This window comes from Devosia riboflavina (genome assembly GCF_000743575.1).
In the GTDB taxonomy this organism is placed as follows: Bacteria; Pseudomonadota; Alphaproteobacteria; order Rhizobiales; family Devosiaceae; genus Devosia; species Devosia riboflavina.
Genome location: NZ_JQGC01000001.1, coordinates 257,539 through 277,381 on the forward strand (window position 1 = coordinate 257,539; position 19,843 = coordinate 277,381).

The following is a 19,843-nucleotide window of genomic DNA, read 5'->3' on the forward strand; positions in this document are numbered from 1 at the left end:
CTATCATGACAGCCACCATACGCTCCGCCGAAGGCCTCTTGCTGCTCGACCTATCGGGACTTTTCGGCGCGACGCTCCCTCGCCTGCCCTGGTCCATGCGCATCCTGGCCGAAAACGCCCTGCGCCACGCCCCGGACCGGCAGGCGGAGATCGTCGCCCAATTCACGGCCTGGCTGGAGCACGGCAAACTGGACAAGGAAATCCAGTTCCAGCCGACACGCGTGCTGATGCATGACACGACCTGCGTTCCCGCCCTCGTCGATCTCGCAGCGCTCCGCGACCGTGTCGCCATGGCCGGAGGCGATCCGACGCGGATCAATCCGGTCGTGCCCGTCGATGTTTCCATCGACCACTCCATTGCCGTGGAGGCCTTCGCGCGAAACGACGCCATGGAATACAACATGGCCCGCGAACTCGAGCAGAACCGCGAGCGCTTCGAGCTGATGAAATGGGCCGGCAGCCGGTTCCGCGATATGCGCATCCATGCCCCCGGCACGGGCATCATGCACACCATCAATCTCGAGCAATTGGCAACGCTCGCCACTGTCCAGCCTCACCACGGCGCGGACTGGCTCATTCCCGACACGCTGATCGGCACCGACAGCCACACCCCCATGGTCAATGGTCTTGGTGTCCTCGCCTGGGGCGTCGGCGGCCTCGAAGCCGAAAGCGTCATGCTCGGCACCCCGATCGCCCTGCGCATGCCCGAAGTCGTCGGCGTCCATCTCACCGGACAATTGAGCGATGGCGTCCTCTCCACCGACCTTGCCCTCACCCTGACCGAACTCCTGCGTAAGCATGGCGTCGCCGGTCGCTTCGTCGAGTTTTTCGGGCCCGGCGTCTCCACTCTTTCGATCGGCGACCGCGCCGTCATCGCCAATATGGCCCCCGAATATGGCGCCACCACCGGCTATTTCCCGATCGACGCGCAGAGCTTTGCCTATCTCGAACTGACCGGCCGCCCCGCCAATCTCATCGCCCGCGCCAGAGACCTCGCGAGCCGGCAGGGCCTGCTGTTCGATCCCGCTGCCGCGCCCCGCTATACCGAAACGCTGGAACTTGACCTTGCAACGGTTTCGACCCGGCTTGCTGGTCCCCGCCGCCCGCAGGATGGCCTCCCGCCCTCCGAAGCTGCCGCAGCCACGGCCAGGGCCCTTGGCCGGCCGCTCCGTTCCGCGCCACAGCGCGACCTGCCCCCTGATGGTGCAATTGCCATCGCCGCCATTACCAGTTGCACCAACACAACCGATCCGCGCCTACTCATCGCGGCGGGCCTTGTCGCCCGCAAGGCCCGCACGCACGGCCTGCAAGTGCCCGATTGGGTCAAAACCTCGCTCGCACCCGGCTCTCCGGCCTCCCGCGATTATCTCGAGCGCGCCGGCCTCCTGGGCGATCTCGCCGCCCTCGGCTTCGACATTGTCGGCTTCGGCTGCACCACCTGCATCGGCAATTCCGGCGCCCTGCGTCCGCAAATACTCGATGCCATGGCCAAGGGCGATGCGGCCGTGGCGGTGCTCTCGGGCAACCGCAATTTTCCCGGACGCGTCCATCCCGACCTGACGCTGGGTTTTCTCGCCTCCCCGCCCATGGTCATCGCCTATGCACTGGCCGGCGACGTCAACCGCGACATCGCCAGCGACCCGGTCGGCACTACCGAAGATGGCCGCGCCGTCCGTCTCGCCGATCTGTGGCCCACAGGCGCCGAAATCGACGCTCTCTTGCGACAAGCCACTGTGCCCGCCGACTACCCACGCGCCTTCGCCGGCGCAGAGGCAAGCCCGGCATGGGCAAAAGTCGCCGGTCCCGAAACCGATCGGTTCCCCTGGTCCGACAGCTCGACCTTCCTGCGCCCACCCGCCTTCGTCACCAACCCGACACCGCCCTGGCCCGGCAAGATCAGCGCCCGCATCCTGCTGGCGCTCGGCGATGACATCACCACCGACCACATCTCCCCCGCTGGTCAGGTTCCAGCAGAAAGCGAAGCCGGCCGGCATCTGCTGGCACGTGGCGCCAAACCCGATCGCCTTGGCGTCTTCTCAGGCTATCGCGGCAATTGGGAAGTCATGCTGCGCGGCCTCTTCACCAATTCCTCCGTGCGTAATCTGCTCGATCCCACCCTGCCACCGGGCACCACCGTACATGCCAACAGCAGCTCCGTACTCCCGCTCTATAAAGCGACGGAACTCTACCGGCAGAGCAAGACCCCGCTCGTCATCATGGCCGGCGAACGCTATGGCAGCGGCTCCTCGCGCGATTGGGCAGCCAAGGGCGCAAGCCTTCTCGGCGTCAGCGCCATCCTTGCCCGCAGTTTTGAGCGCATCCACCGCACCAATCTCATCGGCATGGGCATCGTCCCGATCCGCCTGGCCGGCCCGATTGACACGCCCCCATTGAGCGTCTCCGACAGCGTCGAAATAGACCTGCCCAGCGCCAGCATGGCCCCCAACCAGCCCGTCGCCGTCCGCGTTCGCTCCGCCGACGGTACGACCCGCACGCTGGAGGCTTATCTCGCTGTAGAAACCCAATCGGAGATCGAAACCGTGCAGGCAGGCGGCATCATCACCCTGATGTTGGAACGCACCCTGAAACAGGCACAATGACCAAAGTCTTCGATATCCTGGCTTATGGTGACAGCCTGACCTGGGGTGCCGATCCCGGCATGAACAGACGCCTGCCCCATGAAGCACGCTGGCCCAGCGTCGCCCAAGCGGCGCTCGGTGAAAGGGCTCGCATCGTCAATGCGGGCCTTTCGGGCCGCACCACCCAGTTCGACGATTTCGGCAAAGGCTATGACCGCAACGGCCTGCGCACGCTGCCTCTCGTTCTTGCCATGCACAAGCCACTTGATCTCATCGTGCTGATGTTCGGCGCCAATGACCTGAAGCCCGCGCTTTGCGGCAAGGCCGATGGCACTGTCGATGGTCTCAGCCGGATGATCGAAATTATCCGCGACGCCAATGCCGGGCACGACCATCCGCCCGCCATCCTCATCATCGCCCCACCCCACCTGCGCAACCTCGCCAATGGCGCTCCGCCCAAAGGCGGAAGAAGCATCGCAGAATCCAAGCGGTTGGCACCCTTGCTCGAGCAATTGGCCGAAAAGACACGTTGCGCCTTTCTGGATGCCGCGACCGTGGCCGACGCCTCGCTCATCGACGGCGTCCACCTCGACGCTCGATCCTCCATTGCACTTGGCCAGGCGATCGGCAGAAAAATCGCGGACATGCTCTCGGTTACGTCCGCAAACTAGCGACGGAGGCGCAGGTCACTGCCCAGATTTCGCTCAAGCCGGCTCGCAGACAAGACGCAAACCAAACGTCAAGACGTTCAGGTGTTCCGCCAACAAAATACTTGAAAAGAAATGGCGCGCCCGAAGAGATTCGAACTCCTGACCCCCAGATTCGTAGTCTGGTGCTCTATCCAGCTGAGCTACGGGCGCGCATACCGCTAAGTCGCGGCGGGCATTTCGGGGCGGAGCGGATCGCTCGTCCGAAAGCGAGGCAACCCATATAGCGGTGTTCGCCGCATTGCAAGCGTGTGACAAAAGCTTTTTGTGTTTGCACTCAAAGGCTGTGAATATCTTTTGGCAGGGTCAGCGTGAAGCGCGTGCCCGGCTCTTCCATGTCGACATGGCGCAGCGTGCCGCCATTCGCCTCGGTCAATTCGCGGGCAATGGCGAGCCCCAACCCGGTGCCGCCAGCGCGGGCGGAGCCTTCAAAGGCAATGAAAAGATTGTCGCGCGCGCGCGGCGGCAGCCCCGGCCCATTGTCGGTAACGCTGAGCGTTGCCACCGCCCCTTCCGCGCCGGCTGTCACATCGATGCGGTGTTCGCCCGGCTTCTGGCTGGCCTCGAGCGCCTCACGAGCATTTTTCAGCAGATTGACGAGAACACGCGTCATCTGCCCTGCATCGACATAGACGAGAAGGTCTTCTGGAACAGACGCAGAGAAGGCAACGGTGGGGTGACCGACGAGATGGGCTTCGAAAGCCGCGTCGTCGACCAACGCCTTGAGGCTCACCTGCGTCGGCTGCGGCACGCTGGCGGCTTCGCGGCCATAGTCGAGGACCGATTGGGCAAAGCCGATGGCCCGGTCGAGCGTCGTCACGAGGCGCGGAGCCAGGCGCTGCACTTTTGGATCGTCAAGCGTTGCCACCTGGTCGGAAAGCAATTGCGCCGAAGTCAGCGTATTTCTGAGGTCATGATTGATCTTGGCGACAGCAAGCCCGAGATCGGCGAGGTGCCGCTGCTGGCGCAGCATGGCAAAAAGCTCGCTCTCCATGGCGGCAAGTTCGCGCTCCAAAACGCCGATCTCGTCAGCCCGCTGCGTCGGCGCCAGAATCAGGGTGGCGTTCTCCGGCGCCTTGCGGAAGCGCAGGATATTGGTGGTCAGCCTTTGCACCGGCAGGATGAAAAGCCGGCTGACAAGCATATAGAGCGCGAAGGCCGTGACGGCCGCGATCCCCAGCGAAGCCAGCACGATGTTTCGCGAATAGTCGATCATATCGCTACGCAAGGGGCGCTCGGGCATCAGAATTTCGACGAGGCTTTCATCGAGGTCGCCTTCGCCGACAATGCGCAGGGTCCGGCCGGGCCCGGCAAAGAGCGTGTCGAGTGCGCCGACGATGAGGCTCGGCAGATCGCGCTGACGCATATCTGCGGTCACAACCCGTTCCGGCGTCACCGGATCGGCAAGCTCGATAAGCTGGCTCTGCCCGGCACGGCGATAGACGATCGCATAGGCGCCGGCCGAGGTCAGCAGGCGGTCGGTCAGATTGCGCGGCAGGGCCATGACATCGGGCACAGCATCGAGCACGCGGGCAGCCACGATGCCGACGCGCAGGCGATCATCGAGCCAGGACGCGCGAAAGGTGGCGAGAGAGGGGAGATAAACGATGATTTCAACGAGCAAAATCACCGCGATAATGGCGGCAATCAACTTGTTCGAAAGGCCGGAGAACCGGCCCGGTGTGACATTGGATTCGTCTGTCATCGCGACTCGATCATAGGAGATGACAGGCCCGGGCGTCAGCCCCTCGGCCTAAACCCCAGCCAGCGCCGCAGCGCCGGACCACCCTGCCCTGTAGTCGATACGTTCCGGGCGGCCAGATAGTTCTCGCCGAGACGCGAAAAAACTTCAAAAAGACTGGGCCGCGGCAACGGCAGATCGGCCCAATCGGCAATCCCCACGCGGCGGCTCATGGCCAGGGCCACGGTGCCTGCCAGTTCCGCTGCAAAAGGGCCAGCCAGGCTCGCACGCTGGACCTGCCCCTTTCCGTCGAGCGTCAGCTTGACCAAGCCACGATCGTTCCCCATGGCAGCGGCTCGATCGTTTTCGGCAAGATTTTCCCGCAAGATCGTATCGCCGACGCGCGCTTTGTCGGCGCGCGGGACCAATGGCCCGATCTGGGCAATGGCCGGCTCGGTTTCGATAAGCCGAGGCACGAGAGATACAGCATGGCTCCGCCGCCGGCCCAGCAAGGCATCAACCTCCGCTCGTCCATGCGCACGCGCGGCATTCCAATCGGCATGGCCCGCAGCAATGCCGACAGGCCGGATGGTTCGGGAGGCATTGGTCCCCGGCTTCAATCGTGCTTTGGCAATATCGAGTTCATCGAGGTCCACCTTGTGGCCCGCCGATACCAGCACATGGGAGGCATCGAGCGTTTCGCGCACCCCCCCTTCGGCTTCGATCTCGACACCGATTCCCTGCGAGCGCCGATTGATAGCGACAGTTTGCGCGCCAGCCCGAACCGAAATGCCTTCATCGGCGAACGCAGCAAGCAGCAAGGAAACCGCCTCGGGATCGAATTCCGGCAATAGCGGACCGTGCGGCACCAGCGTCACCGCCGCACCGAGGCGGCGCTGCAATTGCGCCTGTTCGATCGCGGCGGCATCAGAGCCGATAATGACGAGATGGGTCAGCTTGCGCTGGTTCTCGATGATCGAATCCACGCTGAAGACGTCGATATCGCCTAGACCCGGAATATCGGGAAAAGCCGGCGCGCCACCAATGGCGATAATGATTTTGCCGGGCTTGATGGTAATGTCCCCGACCAGCAGGGACCGGCCATCGACAAAGCCGACCGCGCCCCGCATCACCGTCACGCCCTGAGCCGTAAGAACTTCAGGCGATGTTGCGCGGACGCGATTCTCGACCAGCCGCGCCGCCCGCTCTGCCACCTGTTTGGCGGAAAGCTTGAATTCCGAGGCGCCCACGCCCAGCTCCGGCGCGCGCCGCATGTCTTGCGCCCGCTTGGCGCTTTGCACGAGCGAAGCCATGCGCAGTGCCTGCTGGGCCGCATCGCCCGGCTCGGGTCGGTCCCGATCGGCCAGGACGACGCTGGCGCCGAGACGCCGCGCATAAAGGGCCAGATCGACACCGAGCGTCCCGGCACCGATTATGCAAAGGTCAGGAGATGTGGACACGAGCCAGATTCCGCGGCGGGCTAAACAATGGTCCACTTATGCGGTCATATAGGAAGCCTGACAACAGGCTGGAAAGCACAAGCTTGGGGCCCATCGCGCGTTGACTTGGCCTATGCTTTTCCCTATAGACGCCACGAACAAAGCTGGCGCGCCCTGCCCGTCGGCCGGACAAGTTTATGCGCATATGCGCCAGAAATAGAGGAACCGTGCTTAAGCGCGGTTGAAAGTCATGAAGCGTACTTATCAGCCCAGCAAGCTCGTGCGTGCTCGTCGTCACGGTTTCCGCGCCCGTATGGCCACCAAGGATGGCCGTGCGATTCTGAACCGTCGTCGTCGCGACGGCCGCAAGAAGCTCTCGGCCTAAGGCTGTTGGCCGGATGACGGCCGACGCGCAAAAGGTCGCGACATTGCGCCGTCTCCGGCGGCGCTCGCAGTTTTTGAGGGCAGCCCGGGGCAATCGCGCCGGGCGCTCTGCGTTTGGGCTGCAGGTTATTGCAGCCGAGGACGAATTGCCCGGCATAGGCTTCACCGTCACCAAGAAGGTGGGCAATTCGCCGGAGCGCAACCGCATGAAGCGCCGTCTGCGCGCGGCTGCGGCAGCATGTGCCGATGACTTTCGGCCCGGGCATGACTATGTGCTGTTGGCAAGGCGCGAGGCCCTGAGCCGCCCGTTTGCCAAAATGATCAAAGACCTCAACGGTCTTATCGCCAAAGTCCATGACACAAATGTGCATGACACAAAGGCGGATGATAATCGGACAGGGGCCGGGCATGGCCCACGGAACACGACACCATGAATTTAGATAATCGCAATGTGATTCTCGCCGTCGTGCTGAGCATGCTCGTGCTGTTCGGCTGGCAGTTCTTCGTTGCCGGGCCGCAGTTGGAGCGCCAGCAGCGTCAGAACGAAATCGCCGCCCAGCAGCAGGCCGAGCAGGAAGCGCTTGCCGTGCCCGCGACCACCGCCGACGGCACCCAGCCTGCCGCCGCCGCCGACCAGCCACTGTCCTCGCAGACCTTTGCCGACCGCGCGACCGCCATTGCCGCATCGAACCGCATTGCCATCGACACCGAAGATCTCGCCGGCTCGATCAACCTGACCGGCGCCCGTATCGACGATCTTCGTCTCGAAAAGTACCGCGAAACGGTCGACCCCAATTCCCCGATCATCACGCTTTTGAGCCCCTCGGGCGCTCCGGGCGGCTATTATGTCGAACACGGCTGGGCGCCGGCCGCAGGCGCTACGACCGCACTGCCCGATGCCAATTCGGTGTGGACCGTGGAAGGCGACGCCACGACGCTCACCGCCGCTACTCCAGTGACGCTGCGCTACGACAATGGCCAGGGCCTGATCTTCCGCCGCACCATTGCGCTCGACGAGCACTATCTCTTCACCATCACCCAGAGCGTGGAAAATACCGGCTCGGGCGATGCGGCCCTCTTCCCCTATGCCCGCGTCGTTCGCCAGGGCACGCCGCCGGTCCAGAACTTCTTCATCCAGCATGAAGGCCCGATCGGCGTCCTCGGCTCCAACAACTATGTCGCGCGCAAGTACCACGATCTGCAGAACGAGCGTCAGGTCGACTTCCCCGCGACCAGCGGCTGGCTTGGTATTGCCGACAAGTATTGGGCAACCGCCGTCCTGCCCAAGCCGGAAGCCAGCATCAATGCCCGCTTTGCCTATACGAGCCAGGGCACGACGCCGATCTACCAGACCAACTATGTCGAGACCCAGCCGGTCGTCGTTCCGGCAGGTGGCACGGCGAGCGTCGAAAGCTTCGTCTTTGCCGGTGCCAAGGAAGACCGCGTCATCACCGCTTACCAGACCGAGCACGGCTTTGACCGTCTCGAACTCCTGATCGACTGGGGCTGGTTCCACTTCCTCACCAAGCCGATGCACTGGCTGCTGGTGACGCTCTATGGCCTCTTGGGCAATTTCGGCCTCGCGGTTCTGGCCGTGACCGTGATCGTCAAGGCGATCTTCTTCCCGCTTGCCAACCGCTCCTACGCATCCATGGCCGCCATGCGCCGTGTGCAGCCGGAAATGAAGGCCATTCAGGAACGCCTGAAGGACGACCGTCCGGCCCAGCAGCAGGCCATGATGGAGCTCTACAAGAAGGAAAAGATCAATCCGCTCTCGGGTTGCTGGCCGATCCTGATCCAGATCCCGGTCTTCTTCGCGCTCTATACGGTTATCTTCATCTCTATCGAGATGCGTCACGCGCCGTTCTTCGGCTGGATTCAGGACCTTGCCGCGCCCGATCCGACGAACATCTTCACGCTCTTCGGTCTGATCCCGTGGAATCCGATGGCGTTGCCGCTGGTTGGTTCCTTCCTGCACCTCGGCATCTGGCCGGTCATCATGGGTATCACCATGTGGGTGCAGATGAAGCTCAATCCGCCGCCGCCGGATCCGACCCAGGCGATGATCTTCAACTGGATGCCGATCATCTTCACCTTCATGCTCGGCGCTTTCCCCGCCGGTCTCGTGATCTACTGGGCCTGGAACAATACGCTCTCGGTGACCCAGCAATGGGTGATCATGAAGCGTCATGGCGCCGAGGTGAACCTCTTCGGCAATATCCTGGACACCTTCCGCAGGAAGCCCAAGCCAGCAGAAGATTCAAAGAGCTAACCGACATTCCCGCACCATTCGGGGCCCGCTGGAAAACCCAGCGGGCCCCAGTCTTTGAGGCCGAGCACCGCATGACCGAAATCAATTACCCAACCGACCTCATCGAACGCGGCCGCCTGATGTTTGCGCGCCCCATCGTCTTCACCAAGGGCTGCGTCAGCCTTGCCGACCTGCCGCCGATGGATCGCGTCGAAATCGCCTTTGCCGGCCGCTCCAATGTCGGCAAATCGAGCCTCATCAACGCGCTCTGCGGCACGTCCAACCTGGCGCGCACTTCCAACACGCCGGGCCGCACGCAGGAACTCAACATCTTCGAGAGCCAGAGCGAAAACCTGCGCATCGTCGATATGCCCGGCTATGGCTATGCCAAGGCGCCGGAGCCCAAGGTGAAGGCCTGGACCAAGCTGATCCACCAATACCTGACCGGCCGCGCCACCCTGCGCCGCGTCTATGTGCTGGTCGACAGCCGCCACGGCCCCAAGGACAATGATCTCAGCGTCATGAACGAGCTCGACCGCGCCGCGGTGAGCTATCAGGTCGTGCTGACCAAGGCCGATAAGCCCAATTCGGCAGACGTCGAAAAGGCACTGGCGGCCACCCGTTGGACCATCGCCAAGCGTCCGGCCGCCCACCCGACCGTCCTTCTCACCTCGAGCGAGAAGGGCACGGGGATCAAGGAACTGCGCACCGAGATCGCCATGCTGCTCGAAAGCGGCGGGGCATAGAAAAAGGCGCATCCCGAGGATGCGCCTTTTCTGTTTCAGCCTGCTACCAGCTTAGGCGGCGTAGCGGGCGGCCACCCGAGCATTGCCCAGCTCGAACACGGCAACGATCTCGTCGAGCTCGGCGGCCTGGTTCTCCGTCTGCTCGATGGCAGCATTGGTTTCTTCCACCAGCGCCGCATTGTGCTGGGTGATTTCATCCATCTGCCGCACGGCGGTGCTGACTTCGCCGATGGCGACAGCTTGCGAACGGCTGGCCTCGGCAATCTCGCCAATGAGCTTGGCACTCTCGCGCACCGAGAGGTTGAGCGTCGAAATCTGCTCGGCGATCTGCATGACCACCTGCGTACCGGCCTGCACCTCGCCGGCCGAAATCTCGATGAGCTGCTTGATCTCGGCCGAAGCTTCCGCCGCCGACTGAGCCAGACGCCGCACTTCCACGGCGACCACGGCAAAACCCTTGCCCGCTTCGCCGGCCCGCGCCGCTTCCACCGAAGCGTTCAGCGCCAGGAGATTGGTCTGAAAGGCGATGTCGTCGATCATGCCGATGATGCTGGAGATCTTCGAGGACGAGGTCGAGATCTGCTCCATCGCCTTGTTGGCCGCATCCATGGCCGACCCGCTTTCGACAGCGATACGCGAGGCATTGCTAACCGAACGATCAGCTTCCTGGGCGCGCTTGGCGTTTTCGGTCACGGTGCTGGAGAGGCCCGACACTGTTGATGTCGTCTGCTGCACCATTGCCGCCTGACGGCTGGTACGTTCGGCGAGATCATTGGAGCCGGCAAGGATTTCACCGGTCGCCGTCTTGAGACGATGCGAGGTCTCTTGCAGCCGGCCCATGACGTCGGTCAGCCGATCCGCCACGGCATTGGTATTGTCCTGTAGTTCGGCAAAGGCGCCCTGGAATTTGCCGGTCACCCGCTGGCTGAGATCGGCCTTGGCCAGTGCCGAAAGCACATGACCCGTACCCGTAAGCCCCTTGTCGACCGCGTCGAGCAAGGCGTTGACTTCGCCCGCGAGGCTCTTGAGTTCGTCCTGCGAATAATCGGCTGCAACGCGACGACTCAACTGGCCGGCCATCACCGCGTGGATCGTATCCTTGAGATCGTCGGTCAACCGGTCCGAGGCGCGACGACGCAGCCCACTTTCGGCATTGCGCTGCTTATCGGCGTCCTCAAGCGCCGCCTGTTCGATCAGCGCGCCGCGGAAGCTGGTGAAGGCGTCGAACATGACGGTCAGTTCGTCCTGCACCTTCTGGGCCGGAATATCGATTTCAGTATTGCCCTTGGCCAGTTCGCCGGTGATCGTCACGAGCTGGTCGAGACGAGCCGAGACGACCTTGCGGAAGAACAGGAACACGGTGAGACACCCGGCCGCCGCGCCCATACCAGCTAGGATCAGCGTGATGATGGCAAAGCTTTGTGCCCCCGAGAGCCGCGTCAGCCCTACCTGCATGTCTTCAAAAACTGACTTTTCGAGCGCTGTCGCTTCGACGATGACGCTGTCATAAGCGGCGTCGAACGCGGCATCGGCCGCAGAGCCCGCGCCTTCATCGCCCTTGCCGAGATTGGCATAGCGCTGTTCGGCGGCGGTGCGGAAATCCGTCAGCGCCTGCAAGACCTTGGGGCCTGCCGCCTGTACGCTGGGATTTTCGGAGGCAAAATAGACCGCACCCTCAATATCGTCGCCGTTCTGAATAGCAGCGAGATAGGCCTTGGCCGTGTCGAGGTGAGCCCAGACATTAGCGACATCTTCGCTGGCATCGCCCATCATGATTTCTTCGAAATAGAGATGGGCTGCGGTCGCGTTGAGCTTGATCTCCATCGCCGCCTTGACGTGCGGCGAGAGCAGCGCCCCGACCTCGTTGCCGCGATCCCCGAGGGATTTCGCGGCCAGCAGCGCGAGGCCGCCGAGTGCCGCGACCACGACACCGAAACCGAGAAAGACGATGACAAGTTTTTTGATGATCGAGAACCGGCTGAAGCGGAACATTTTGTGAGTCCTGGGGCAGGATTTATTGCCCCCAGACTCGCCGATCTTGGTTAATGCCGCCTTGATTCCCGCGGGTTACGCGGTGTTTCCGCGAAAGAACTTGCCGATATAGTCGGCCATTCGAGCGCTGTCAGAGCTTTGCGCGAAAGAGGAGACGCCCTGCTCGACAACCGCATCCGGCGCGCGGCCACGGCGCAGTTCTACCAGGGCCAGGGCATAGTCGTCGAGGAATTCAGGATGCGGCTGGAAACTTAAAGCCTTGCCGGACTTGTAGAAAAGACCAGCATTGGGCGTGAAGTCGGAGGCAAGGATCACCTCGGCTTCGGAGGGCGGTACGATGACCTGGTCCTGATGCGAGCAGGCTACGGCCAGCATTTCGGGTGCATCGGCCATGAAATCGGGCCGGCCGGCGACGCGATAGGCGTGACGGCCAAGACCCCAGCCTTTCTCGGACTTTCGGACGTCTCCGCCCAAGGCATCGGCCATGATCTGATGGCCGAAGCAGACGCCAAGCATGGGTGTTTTGGCAGAATAGGCGCGGCGGATGAAGTCGCGCAGCGGCGGCAGCCAGTCGTGATCTTCGTAAACGCCGGCAGGCGAACCGGTGATGACAATGCCCTCAATGCGTGAGGGATCGGGTAACAGACTGTTCCCTTCGACATCAACCACCTCATAGCTAAAGCCATTTTCGGTCGCGTCGAACATGCGCTCGAACATCGAATGGTATGGACCGAAATTGTCGCGAAGCGGTTCGGGGACTTCCCCGGTCTGGATGATGGTGAGGCGCATGTGAATCTGATGCTCGAGAGGTTGGTCACACCTATCGAAGTTCCGGGGTGGAGATCAACACCATGCGCCTCAACGCAGCCATGTCCTCAGGCGGCGACGAAGCTGAGCGAGACGCCATTGATGCAGTAGCGGAGACCCGTCGGGGCCGGACCGTCGTTGAAGACATGCCCCTGGTGACCGCCGCAATTGCTGCAATGGACTTCGGTGCGGACCAAGCCCAGCGTTGTATCCTCGGTCGAGCCGATGGCGCCCGGAACGAAATCCCAGAAACTGGGCCAGCCGGTGCCGCTGTCGAATTTCTTCTCCGACTCAAAGAGGATCTGGTCGCAGCCGGCGCAGTGGAATTTGCCGGCCCGGTGCTCGTCATTGAGCGGCGAGGTGAAGGGGCGTTCGGTGTCTTCGTGGCGAAGGACATTGTAGGCGGCCGGGTCGAGCTTGGCCTTCCATTCCTCATCGCTGAGCTTGAACGGAAAATCGCCCTCGGCGGCGCGCGGCTGGCTTGTCGAGCGCCAGAGCGAAAAGACCGAGAGCGCGGCCACAGCCGAACTGCCCAAGAGAACTGCGCGTCGTGTGAGCTGCATTGTCATCGTCTCCCTGCCCCTAGCATAGACCAATCCGGATCGAACTTTTCTCAAGAATACGAGAGGCCCCGCCCGGGGGGAAGCGGAGCCTCACGACCTCATTCGGCGGGATGCCGAAGAAGGTTACATCTTCGGGGTCAGCACCGCGTCGATGACGTGGATGACGCCGTTGGACTGGATCACATCGGCAATGGTGACATTGGCGACGGTGCCGTTTTCGTCGGTGATCGTCACCTTGCCGTCAGCAGCCTTGAGGGTCAGCTTGCAGCCGCCAACCGTGTCGGCAACGTGTTCGCCACCATCGGCTTCGACCATGCCGACGATGTCGGTCGAGAGCGCCTTGGCTGCGATGACATGGCAGGTCAGGATTTTTGTCAGCATGTCCTTGTTTTCGGGCTTCAGCAGGTTTTCGACCGTGCCTGCGGGGAGAGCTGCGAAGGCTTCATTGGTCGGGGCGAGAACGGTGAAGGGACCCGGGCCGGAAAGCGTCTCGACGAGGCCGGCAGCCTGGACGGCAGCAACGAGGGTCGTGTGATCGGCGGAATTGACGGCGTTTTCGACGATGTTCTTGTCGGCAAACATGGCAGCGCCGCCGACCATCGGATTGTCCTGGGCAAAGACGGAGCCGCTGAGGGCACCAAAGGACAGAAGTGCAGCGACGGAAACGGCGCGCAGGGAAATGGTCATTTGAAAGTTCCTTCCTGTTTAATTTCTTGCCCGATCGGTTGCGGGTCACAGGGAGGTACGGAGGGGTTGCGGAACGAGTTTCAGGATTTTGGGCGGTATATTTTTCACCGATTATGAAACCGATCGGGGGTCGGTTTCGTATGCGCGGGCGCGGCTCACTGATTGAGCCGCGCGTGCGGACACCCCCTCCCATCCTCCCCCATCAAGGGGGAGGTGAAGGAACAGCGGTTGGGGCAACATGTTGCCAAACACTCGATCGGCACCTCCCCCTTGATGGGGGAGGATGGGAGGGGGTGTCTATGTGCAGCTTAGATCTTCGTAACAGCGCCCTGCGCTACGACCGGACCGGTCGGCACGCCGGCCGGCGCACCGCCCTTGGGTTCGAGGGTGATGGCGAGAACTGAGCCTTCGCCCCAGCCGGCGCGCACCGCGTCGGAGAGTTCGACCGTGCTGCGCGCATTGATCGGCACGACGCCCATGGAAATGGGGGAGCCGCCGCCCTGGATGGCCCAGAGTTCATAATCGTTGTTGGGCAAGGTCTCGCCCGAAAGGGCGGTCAGGCGAACAGCGCCAGTGCCATCGTAAAGCGCGATGAACTGAACATCGCTGCCTTCAGCCCGGAGCGTTGCCACGAGTTGATTGGCGAGAGCCGTCGAATCCATGCTCGGTTGCAGAACGGAAAAACCGACTGCCACGGCCGCCACGGCCAAAGCCCCGGCCGCGACCGAACGCCATAGAACCAGACTATCCCACCAGGACGTACGCTTTTCGGCCCCGAACAATCGGCTCTCGATCCGCGGAAGAATATGGGCGGGCGGCGCGACGGGTTCGAATTGTTCGTCGAGCCCGGAAAAGTGCCGGGCCCAAAAATCGTGTTCGCGCTGCAGGCCGGGATCGTCGGCGATGCGCCTTTCCATGGCGGTATGGGCGGGCACGTTGAGGAGACCAAGGACATATTCGGCGACGGTTGCGCCACTTCCATCCCAATCTTGTTTGTCTTGCTCGCTCATGACGTCAGGCATTCTTTCAACTTGGCCAGGCTCCGGCGCAGCCAGGTCCGCATGGTATTGAGCGGCACGGCGTGGCGCTGGGCCAATTCTTCATAGCTGAAACCGTCGAGATAGGCGCCTCGCACCGCCTCGGCGCGATCAGGCTCGAGCGTGCCGAGACAATGCGCAATGCGCGCGCTGTCTTCGGCGGCTTCGACCTGTCGTTCGGGACTGGGGCCCAGATCGGCAATATCGAGGGCGGCATCGATGTCTTCGCTGACCGGCCGTTTCACGCGCACCTTGTCGAGTGCGTGATTGCGGGCAACGGCAACAAGCCAACTGATCGGGCTATATTGACCGGCCACATAGCGGTCGGCCTTTTGCCAGATCTTGACGTAGATTTCCTGGATCGCTTCCTCGGTTTCGGCTCTGTCCTTCAAGATACGGAGGGCCACCCCGAAAAGTTTCGCGCTGGTCCGCGTGTAAAGCTGCCGGAAAGCGCCGCGGTCGCGCAGGGCGCAGCGGGCGATCAGATCGGCGATTTCATGAGTATCCGCTTGCGTGGACATGGGTCTGGATACGGCCTCCCGGCTCCCCTCTGGCGGCCATATTCCCCTATGTCCGCCCTTCCCGCTACGCAAATCGGGGAGAAACGGATCAACGGCCATGATTTTGTCGCGGCAGGTCATTTATAGACAGGACAAAATGGACTAGACCCTTGCCCGTCCGCAGGTCTTCTTGAGGAAACCATCCCGCCCATGTCTGACCAAGATACGACGACCGACCGCTTCAGCCACGATGCCGGCATTCTCGCCCAGGCCCTGCCCTATATGCAGCGCTACGAGGGCAAGACCGTCGTCGTGAAATATGGTGGCCATGCCATGGGCGACCTCAAGCTGGGCCAGGCCTTTGCCCGCGACATCGCGCTCCTGAAGCAGTCCAAGGTCAACCCCATCGTCGTCCATGGCGGCGGACCGCAGATTGCCTCGATGCTTAGGAATCTCGGCATCGAATCCAAGTTCGAAGGCGGCCTTCGCGTCACCGATGCGCGGACCATGGAAGTGGTCGAGATGGTTCTGGCCGGCTCGATCAACAAGGAAATCGTCGCGCTGATCAATGCCGAAGGCGAATGGGCCATCGGCCTTTGCGGCAAGGACGGCAACATGGTCTTTGCGCGCAAGGCCGAGAAAAAGGTGAAAGACCCCGGCTCGAACATCGAACGCGTGCTCGATCTCGGCTTTGTCGGCGAACCCGTCGAAGTCGATCGGACCCTGCTCGATCTCCTCGCCCGCTCGGAAATGATTCCGGTCATCGCTCCGGTCGCCCCGGGCCGCGACGGCAATACTTACAATATCAATGCCGACACCTTTGCCGGCGCCATTGCCGGCTCGCTGGGAGCCAAGCGCCTCTTGTTCCTGACCGACGTCCCTGGCGTGCTCGACAAGAATGGCAAGCTGATCCCGGAACTGAGCGTCGCCGATGCCAAGGCGCTGATCGCCGATGGCACCATTTCTGGCGGCATGATCCCCAAGGTCGAAACCTGCCTCGAAGCGCTCGATAGCGGCGTCGAAGGCGTGGTCATTCTCAACGGCAAGCAGCCGCATGTGGTGCTGGTGGAACTCTTCACCGAATTCGGTGCCGGCACGCTGATCGTCCGCTGACCCCGGCGCCCTAAAGCGCGTCGCGATCTTCAGATTCGCTCCACGCGCTTTAGGTCTTTGGTTTTACGCATGTCTTTATCCCGAAACCGGCGACCACTTTCGGGAGACATGCTCTAGCCTGTCTCAGGGCCGGAACCCGTTCACGACGAACGGTGTTTCGGCCCTTTGTGTTCTAGACTGTGAGGCGTCTTGGGCTCTGAGTTTTTTATCTTCCTCGTGGTGGGCTTTCTCGCCCAGATCGTCGACGGCGCCCTGGGCATGGCCTATGGCGTCGTCAGCTCGACGATGCTGCTCTCCTTCGGCGTGCCGCCGGCAGCCGCCTCGGCCAGCGTTCACGCGGCCGAAATGTTCACGACCGCGGCTTCGGCCACGAGCCATGTCCGCAACCACAACGTCAATTGGCGCCTGTTCTGGCGCCTCGCACCGGCCGGGATCGTCGGCGGCGTGCTCGGCACCTATGTGCTGACGGCTATAGACGGCGCCATGCTCCGCCCCTTCGTCACGGTCTATTTGGGGCTTTTGGGGGTCTACATTCTCTATCGGGCGTTTCGGGCCCGTGGGCCCTATCATGAGCCCAAGACGCAGATCGTGCTGCCGCTTGGCGTCGCCGGCGGCTTTGTCGACGCGGCCGGTGGCGGCGGCTGGGGGCCAATCGTGACCTCGAGCCTGATCGGTTCGGGCGGCGCGCCGCGCTATGTGGTGGGCACGGTCAATACGGTGGAATTCTTTGTGACGACGGCCGTCTCGGTCGCCTTCATCACCGCCCTGCTGACCGGGCACTGGGCCGATGCCGAGGGAATCGACCAGCACCTGTGGTCGGTTGCGGGGCTCGTGGCCGGCGGCATACTGGCGGCACCCCTGGCCGGTTTCGTCGTGCGCATCCTGCCGGCAAAGCGGCTGATGCTGCTGGTGGGCACGCTGGTGATTGCCCTTGCCGGCTACCAGACCTGGGAACTGCTGTTCAAGGCAAGCTGATGATGTTTGGCGAACTCGATGCGACACCCTCCCCTTGACGGGGAGGGTTGGGAGGGGTGTTCACACGCTCGAACGTCGTGGCTCCCGCACCCCCTCCCAACCCCCCCCCCGTCAAGGGGGAGGTGTCACCGAGTTCGCTATGGCGAATTCGGTTGCGGCTGGTGGGTGAGCCCTAAGCTTCCACCAGCACCGGCTGCGGTGCGCCGCCCGGCTTCTGTCCGCCTGAAGGCTTGAAGGCGAAGGCGAGGAAGAAGATGAGACCGAAACTCACCACCTGATACCAGAGCGCCAGCGAGGCAGACTCGGCAAAGGCTGCAGTGGGCGCGCTGCCACCGGCAAAGGCGCCGCTGAGATGGGTAAAGAAGATTTCGCCGATCAGCGCCACGCCGAGCGCGCCGCCCACCTGCTGGAAGGCCTGCAGGGCACCCGAACCGGCCCCGGCATCGCGCGGCGGCACATTGCGCAAGACGAGCTGGAACAGCGAAGAGAACCCGGTGCCAAGGCCGATACCGGCGATCAGCAGCGGCACGAAGAAGCTCCAGCTATTGATGGTATCGCCGGCTGCGCCGATGATGAGATGCAGCGAGCCGATACCGCCGGCCAGCATCAGGCCGGCAGCGCCGAGGCGGGCCCGCAGATAGTTGGAACCGAAGCGACCGGCGATCAGCGAGGCGATCAGCACGCCCACCGAGAAGGGCGTATTGGTGAGGCCCGACTGCAGCGGCGTCATGCCAAAGCCGCTCTGCAGCAGCAGCGAAATGATCATGAACATGCCCGGAATGCCCGAGGCATAGATGGTGACCACAAAGGCGCCGAACATGAAGTCGCGGTTCTTCAAGAGGTCATAATTGAGGAGCTGCGGCAGACCGGCATCGGCGCGGCGCTTGGTCCAGAGAACGAAAAGACCGATCAGCACGAGACCCGCAGCGATGAGCCCAAAGGCCCAGAGCGGCCAGCCATAGGCGCGGCCTTCGACGATGGGGAAGACCACCGCGACAATGCCGAGGCCGAAGAGGCCGATGCCGATGAAATCGTTCTTGAGGTCCGGATGGCCCGGCAGGCGCGGAATAAGGAACCAGCCGGCGACCACGGCAGCAATACCGACGGGCACGTTGACGAGGAAGATCGGCTCCCAATCAAGACCGAAAATGTGGGCTTCGATGAGAAGGCCACCCAGGATCGGGCCGCAGACCGAGGCGAGGCCGGCGGTGAGGCCGAAGAGCGAGAAGGCCTGGCCGCGCTCATGCGGCGGGAAGGTGACGGTTGCGATGGCGAGGACCTGCGGGGTCATCATGGCGCCGGCGAGGCCCTGGATGATGCGGGCGACGATCAGCATTTCGATCGAAGAGGACATGCCGCACAGCGCCGAGGCGGCGGTGAAGGCGGCAACGCCCCAGAGGAAGAGGCGGGTGCGGCCAAGGATGTCGCCGAGGCGGCCGAAGGGCAGCAGACCCAGCGCGAAGGCGAGGACATAGGCGGCGACGACCCATTCGATCTGGTTGTCGGTGGCGCCGAGGTTTTCGCGCATGGAGGGGAGCGCGACGTTGACGATGGTGACGTCGATCAGATTCATGAAATTGGCGATCAGCAGCACGAAAAGGCCGATCCAGCGGCGCGGATCGGGTGGTGCATCAGCCGCATGGGCGTGAGGGGAGGACATGAGGTCTAGCCTTGATTGGAAACGGGGAGGAAAAAGGCGCGCTCGAGCTCGGCAATGACCGGTTCGAGCGAGGGGCGGCGATGGGGACGCCAGCAATCGGATAGGGCGGCGGTGACGACGATGGCCGCCGCGGCAGGGTCGATGTTGGGGCGGAAGGAGCCGTCCTCGATGCCGGTGCGGAAGATTTTGGTGAACTGGCCGGTCCAATATGCCTGCATGGGCAGGATGATCTCGGCAATGGTGGGATCGCGGCGGGAGAGGTCGACCAGTTCGCTGAGGACGCCGATCAGCTCGGGCATTTCGGCGACGATTTCGCGGAATTCGTTGAACTCCTGGCGGAGCTGCGCGCCGGCATCGAGGCCTTCCTTTGGATGGCGCAGGGCCTGAGCCTTGAAATCGTCGCGGAGGGACGCGGCGACCAGCGCCACCAGCGCCTCCTTGCTCGGCACATGATAGTGGAGCGTGGCGATATTGATGCCGACGCGCTCGGCGATGTCGCGTGTGCGCAGGCCCTCGAGACCCTTTTCGATGATGAGGGCACGGGCGGCGCGGGCAATGGCGATGCGTCGCTCATCGCCGCTTTCACGCTTCGGGATAGGAGCCTGTTCGGGACACATGGGAGGTTCGGAATTTGATCGGACGGCGCTTCAATACATGCGGTCGCGCTATCAATCAATCATTTGATTGAGAAAACGTGCCATGCCCGAAACGCATGCAGCATT

General features: G+C 62.8%; 18 protein-coding genes and 1 tRNA gene. 8 read left to right on the forward strand and 11 right to left on the reverse strand.

The window, feature by feature from the left end; genetic code table 11:
- The first annotated feature begins 5 nt into the window (after positions 1 to 5).
- The gene (acnA, locus tag JP75_RS01070; RefSeq protein ID WP_035077902.1) at positions 6 to 2,600 is read left to right on the forward strand and encodes an aconitate hydratase AcnA; all 2,595 of its coding nucleotides are present in this window, start codon (positions 6 to 8) and stop codon (positions 2,598 to 2,600) included.
- Positions 2,597 to 3,250 (forward strand): SGNH/GDSL hydrolase family protein, encoded by a 654-nt coding sequence (locus JP75_RS01075; RefSeq protein WP_035077907.1) that lies wholly within the window; start codon positions 2,597 to 2,599, stop codon positions 3,248 to 3,250. The genes acnA and JP75_RS01075 overlap by 4 nt, the downstream gene beginning before the upstream one ends.
- A 112-nt stretch (positions 3,251 to 3,362) precedes the next feature.
- On the opposite strand, the gene JP75_RS01080 is transcribed toward JP75_RS01075, so the two are convergent.
- The 3 genes from JP75_RS01080 to JP75_RS01090 all read right to left on the reverse strand — a co-directional run bounded on the left by JP75_RS01080 (position 3,363) and on the right by JP75_RS01090 (position 6,427).
- Positions 3,363 to 3,439, reverse strand: a tRNA-Arg gene (locus JP75_RS01080).
- Between the two features lie 124 nt (positions 3,440 to 3,563).
- Positions 3,564 to 4,991 carry a sensor histidine kinase gene (locus tag JP75_RS01085; RefSeq protein ID WP_035077910.1) on the reverse strand — a complete coding sequence of 476 codons (1,428 nt, stop codon included), beginning with the start codon at positions 4,989 to 4,991 and terminating at the stop codon, positions 3,564 to 3,566.
- A gap of 35 nt (positions 4,992 to 5,026) precedes the next feature.
- On the reverse strand, positions 5,027 to 6,427 hold the full coding sequence (locus JP75_RS01090) for an FAD-dependent oxidoreductase (RefSeq protein WP_035077913.1): 1,401 nt from the start codon (positions 6,425 to 6,427) through the stop codon (positions 5,027 to 5,029).
- A gap of 229 nt (positions 6,428 to 6,656) precedes the next feature.
- Between JP75_RS01090 and rpmH the strand changes: the two genes are divergently transcribed.
- The 4 genes from rpmH to yihA all read left to right on the forward strand — a co-directional run bounded on the left by rpmH (position 6,657) and on the right by yihA (position 9,787).
- A complete protein-coding gene (rpmH, locus tag JP75_RS01095; protein WP_035077916.1) occupies positions 6,657 to 6,791 on the forward strand; it encodes a 50S ribosomal protein L34 in 135 nt (44 codons plus the stop codon).
- Positions 6,792 to 6,804: 13 nt separating this feature from the next.
- The gene (rnpA, locus tag JP75_RS01100) at positions 6,805 to 7,224 is read left to right on the forward strand and encodes a ribonuclease P protein component (RefSeq protein ID WP_051960079.1); all 420 of its coding nucleotides are present in this window, start codon (positions 6,805 to 6,807) and stop codon (positions 7,222 to 7,224) included.
- Positions 7,221 to 9,062 (forward strand): membrane protein insertase YidC, encoded by a 1,842-nt coding sequence (gene yidC, locus JP75_RS01105; protein ID WP_035077919.1) that lies wholly within the window; start codon positions 7,221 to 7,223, stop codon positions 9,060 to 9,062. The genes rnpA and yidC overlap by 4 nt, the downstream gene beginning before the upstream one ends.
- A 71-nt stretch (positions 9,063 to 9,133) precedes the next feature.
- On the forward strand, positions 9,134 to 9,787 hold the full coding sequence (gene yihA / locus JP75_RS01110) for a ribosome biogenesis GTP-binding protein YihA/YsxC (RefSeq protein WP_035078465.1): 654 nt from the start codon (positions 9,134 to 9,136) through the stop codon (positions 9,785 to 9,787).
- A gap of 51 nt (positions 9,788 to 9,838) precedes the next feature.
- Here the strand turns inward: yihA and JP75_RS24980 are convergent, their stop codons facing one another.
- The 6 genes from JP75_RS24980 to JP75_RS01140 all read right to left on the reverse strand — a co-directional run bounded on the left by JP75_RS24980 (position 9,839) and on the right by JP75_RS01140 (position 15,394).
- Complete coding sequence (locus tag JP75_RS24980) at positions 9,839 to 11,779, reverse strand: methyl-accepting chemotaxis protein (protein WP_051960081.1); 1,941 nt, start codon at positions 11,777 to 11,779, stop codon at positions 9,839 to 9,841.
- A gap of 75 nt (positions 11,780 to 11,854) precedes the next feature.
- Complete coding sequence (locus JP75_RS01120) at positions 11,855 to 12,568, reverse strand: type 1 glutamine amidotransferase (protein WP_035077922.1); 714 nt, start codon at positions 12,566 to 12,568, stop codon at positions 11,855 to 11,857.
- A gap of 86 nt (positions 12,569 to 12,654) precedes the next feature.
- The gene (msrB, locus tag JP75_RS01125) at positions 12,655 to 13,149 is read right to left on the reverse strand and encodes a peptide-methionine (R)-S-oxide reductase MsrB (protein WP_035077925.1); all 495 of its coding nucleotides are present in this window, start codon (positions 13,147 to 13,149) and stop codon (positions 12,655 to 12,657) included.
- Between the two features lie 123 nt (positions 13,150 to 13,272).
- Positions 13,273 to 13,836, reverse strand: a complete 564-nt coding sequence (locus JP75_RS01130) for a fasciclin domain-containing protein (protein ID WP_051960082.1) — start codon at positions 13,834 to 13,836, stop codon at positions 13,273 to 13,275.
- A 308-nt stretch (positions 13,837 to 14,144) separates the two neighbouring features.
- On the reverse strand, positions 14,145 to 14,846 hold the full coding sequence (locus JP75_RS01135) for an anti-sigma factor (RefSeq protein ID WP_051960084.1): 702 nt from the start codon (positions 14,844 to 14,846) through the stop codon (positions 14,145 to 14,147).
- The gene (locus tag JP75_RS01140) at positions 14,843 to 15,394 is read right to left on the reverse strand and encodes a sigma-70 family RNA polymerase sigma factor (protein WP_035077928.1); all 552 of its coding nucleotides are present in this window, start codon (positions 15,392 to 15,394) and stop codon (positions 14,843 to 14,845) included. Before JP75_RS01140 ends, JP75_RS01135 begins: the two co-directional genes overlap by 4 nt.
- A gap of 189 nt (positions 15,395 to 15,583) precedes the next feature.
- Between JP75_RS01140 and argB the strand changes: the two genes are divergently transcribed.
- Both argB and JP75_RS01150 read left to right on the forward strand, forming a co-directional pair.
- Positions 15,584 to 16,486 (forward strand): acetylglutamate kinase, encoded by a 903-nt coding sequence (gene argB, locus JP75_RS01145; RefSeq protein WP_035077932.1) that lies wholly within the window; start codon positions 15,584 to 15,586, stop codon positions 16,484 to 16,486.
- Between the two features lie 189 nt (positions 16,487 to 16,675).
- Positions 16,676 to 17,461, forward strand: coding sequence for a sulfite exporter TauE/SafE family protein (locus JP75_RS01150; protein WP_035077934.1), 786 nt, complete (start codon positions 16,676 to 16,678; stop codon positions 17,459 to 17,461).
- A 172-nt stretch (positions 17,462 to 17,633) separates the two neighbouring features.
- On the opposite strand, the gene JP75_RS01155 is transcribed toward JP75_RS01150, so the two are convergent.
- Together JP75_RS01155 and JP75_RS24985 are read right to left on the reverse strand one after the other, a co-directional pair.
- Positions 17,634 to 19,121: a DHA2 family efflux MFS transporter permease subunit gene (locus JP75_RS01155; RefSeq protein ID WP_035078474.1), complete on the reverse strand. Its 1,488-nt coding sequence runs from the start codon at positions 19,119 to 19,121 to the stop codon at positions 17,634 to 17,636.
- Between the two features lie 5 nt (positions 19,122 to 19,126).
- Positions 19,127 to 19,738, reverse strand: coding sequence for a TetR/AcrR family transcriptional regulator (locus JP75_RS24985; protein WP_051960086.1), 612 nt, complete (start codon positions 19,736 to 19,738; stop codon positions 19,127 to 19,129).
- Positions 19,739 to 19,843: the final 105 nt, after the last annotated feature.

Excerpts from the sequence above, each read along its gene's own strand:
- yihA (WP_035078465.1), top strand. The coding sequence starts at position 9,134 with ATGACCGAAATCAATTACCCAACCGACCTCATCGAACGCGGCCGCCTG.
- rpmH (WP_035077916.1), top strand. The coding sequence starts at position 6,657 with ATGAAGCGTACTTATCAGCCCAGCAAGCTCGTGCGTGCTCGTCGTCAC.
- JP75_RS01130 (WP_051960082.1), bottom strand. The coding sequence starts at position 13,836 with ATGACCATTTCCCTGCGCGCCGTTTCCGTCGCTGCACTTCTGTCCTTT.
- acnA (WP_035077902.1), top strand. The coding sequence starts at position 6 with ATGACAGCCACCATACGCTCCGCCGAAGGCCTCTTGCTGCTCGACCTA.
- yidC (WP_035077919.1), top strand. The coding sequence starts at position 7,221 with ATGAATTTAGATAATCGCAATGTGATTCTCGCCGTCGTGCTGAGCATG.
- JP75_RS01140 (WP_035077928.1), bottom strand. The coding sequence starts at position 15,394 with ATGTCCACGCAAGCGGATACTCATGAAATCGCCGATCTGATCGCCCGC.
- JP75_RS01075 (WP_035077907.1), top strand. The coding sequence starts at position 2,597 with ATGACCAAAGTCTTCGATATCCTGGCTTATGGTGACAGCCTGACCTGG.
- JP75_RS01135 (WP_051960084.1), bottom strand. The coding sequence starts at position 14,846 with ATGAGCGAGCAAGACAAACAAGATTGGGATGGAAGTGGCGCAACCGTC.
- JP75_RS24980 (WP_051960081.1), bottom strand. The coding sequence starts at position 11,779 with ATGTTCCGCTTCAGCCGGTTCTCGATCATCAAAAAACTTGTCATCGTC.
- argB (WP_035077932.1), top strand. The coding sequence starts at position 15,584 with ATGTCTGACCAAGATACGACGACCGACCGCTTCAGCCACGATGCCGGC.
- msrB (WP_035077925.1), bottom strand. The coding sequence starts at position 13,149 with ATGCAGCTCACACGACGCGCAGTTCTCTTGGGCAGTTCGGCTGTGGCC.
- JP75_RS24985 (WP_051960086.1), bottom strand. The coding sequence starts at position 19,738 with ATGTGTCCCGAACAGGCTCCTATCCCGAAGCGTGAAAGCGGCGATGAG.
- rnpA (WP_051960079.1), top strand. The coding sequence starts at position 6,805 with ATGACGGCCGACGCGCAAAAGGTCGCGACATTGCGCCGTCTCCGGCGG.
- JP75_RS01120 (WP_035077922.1), bottom strand. The coding sequence starts at position 12,568 with ATGCGCCTCACCATCATCCAGACCGGGGAAGTCCCCGAACCGCTTCGC.
- JP75_RS01155 (WP_035078474.1), bottom strand. The coding sequence starts at position 19,121 with ATGTCCTCCCCTCACGCCCATGCGGCTGATGCACCACCCGATCCGCGC.
- JP75_RS01085 (WP_035077910.1), bottom strand. The coding sequence starts at position 4,991 with ATGACAGACGAATCCAATGTCACACCGGGCCGGTTCTCCGGCCTTTCG.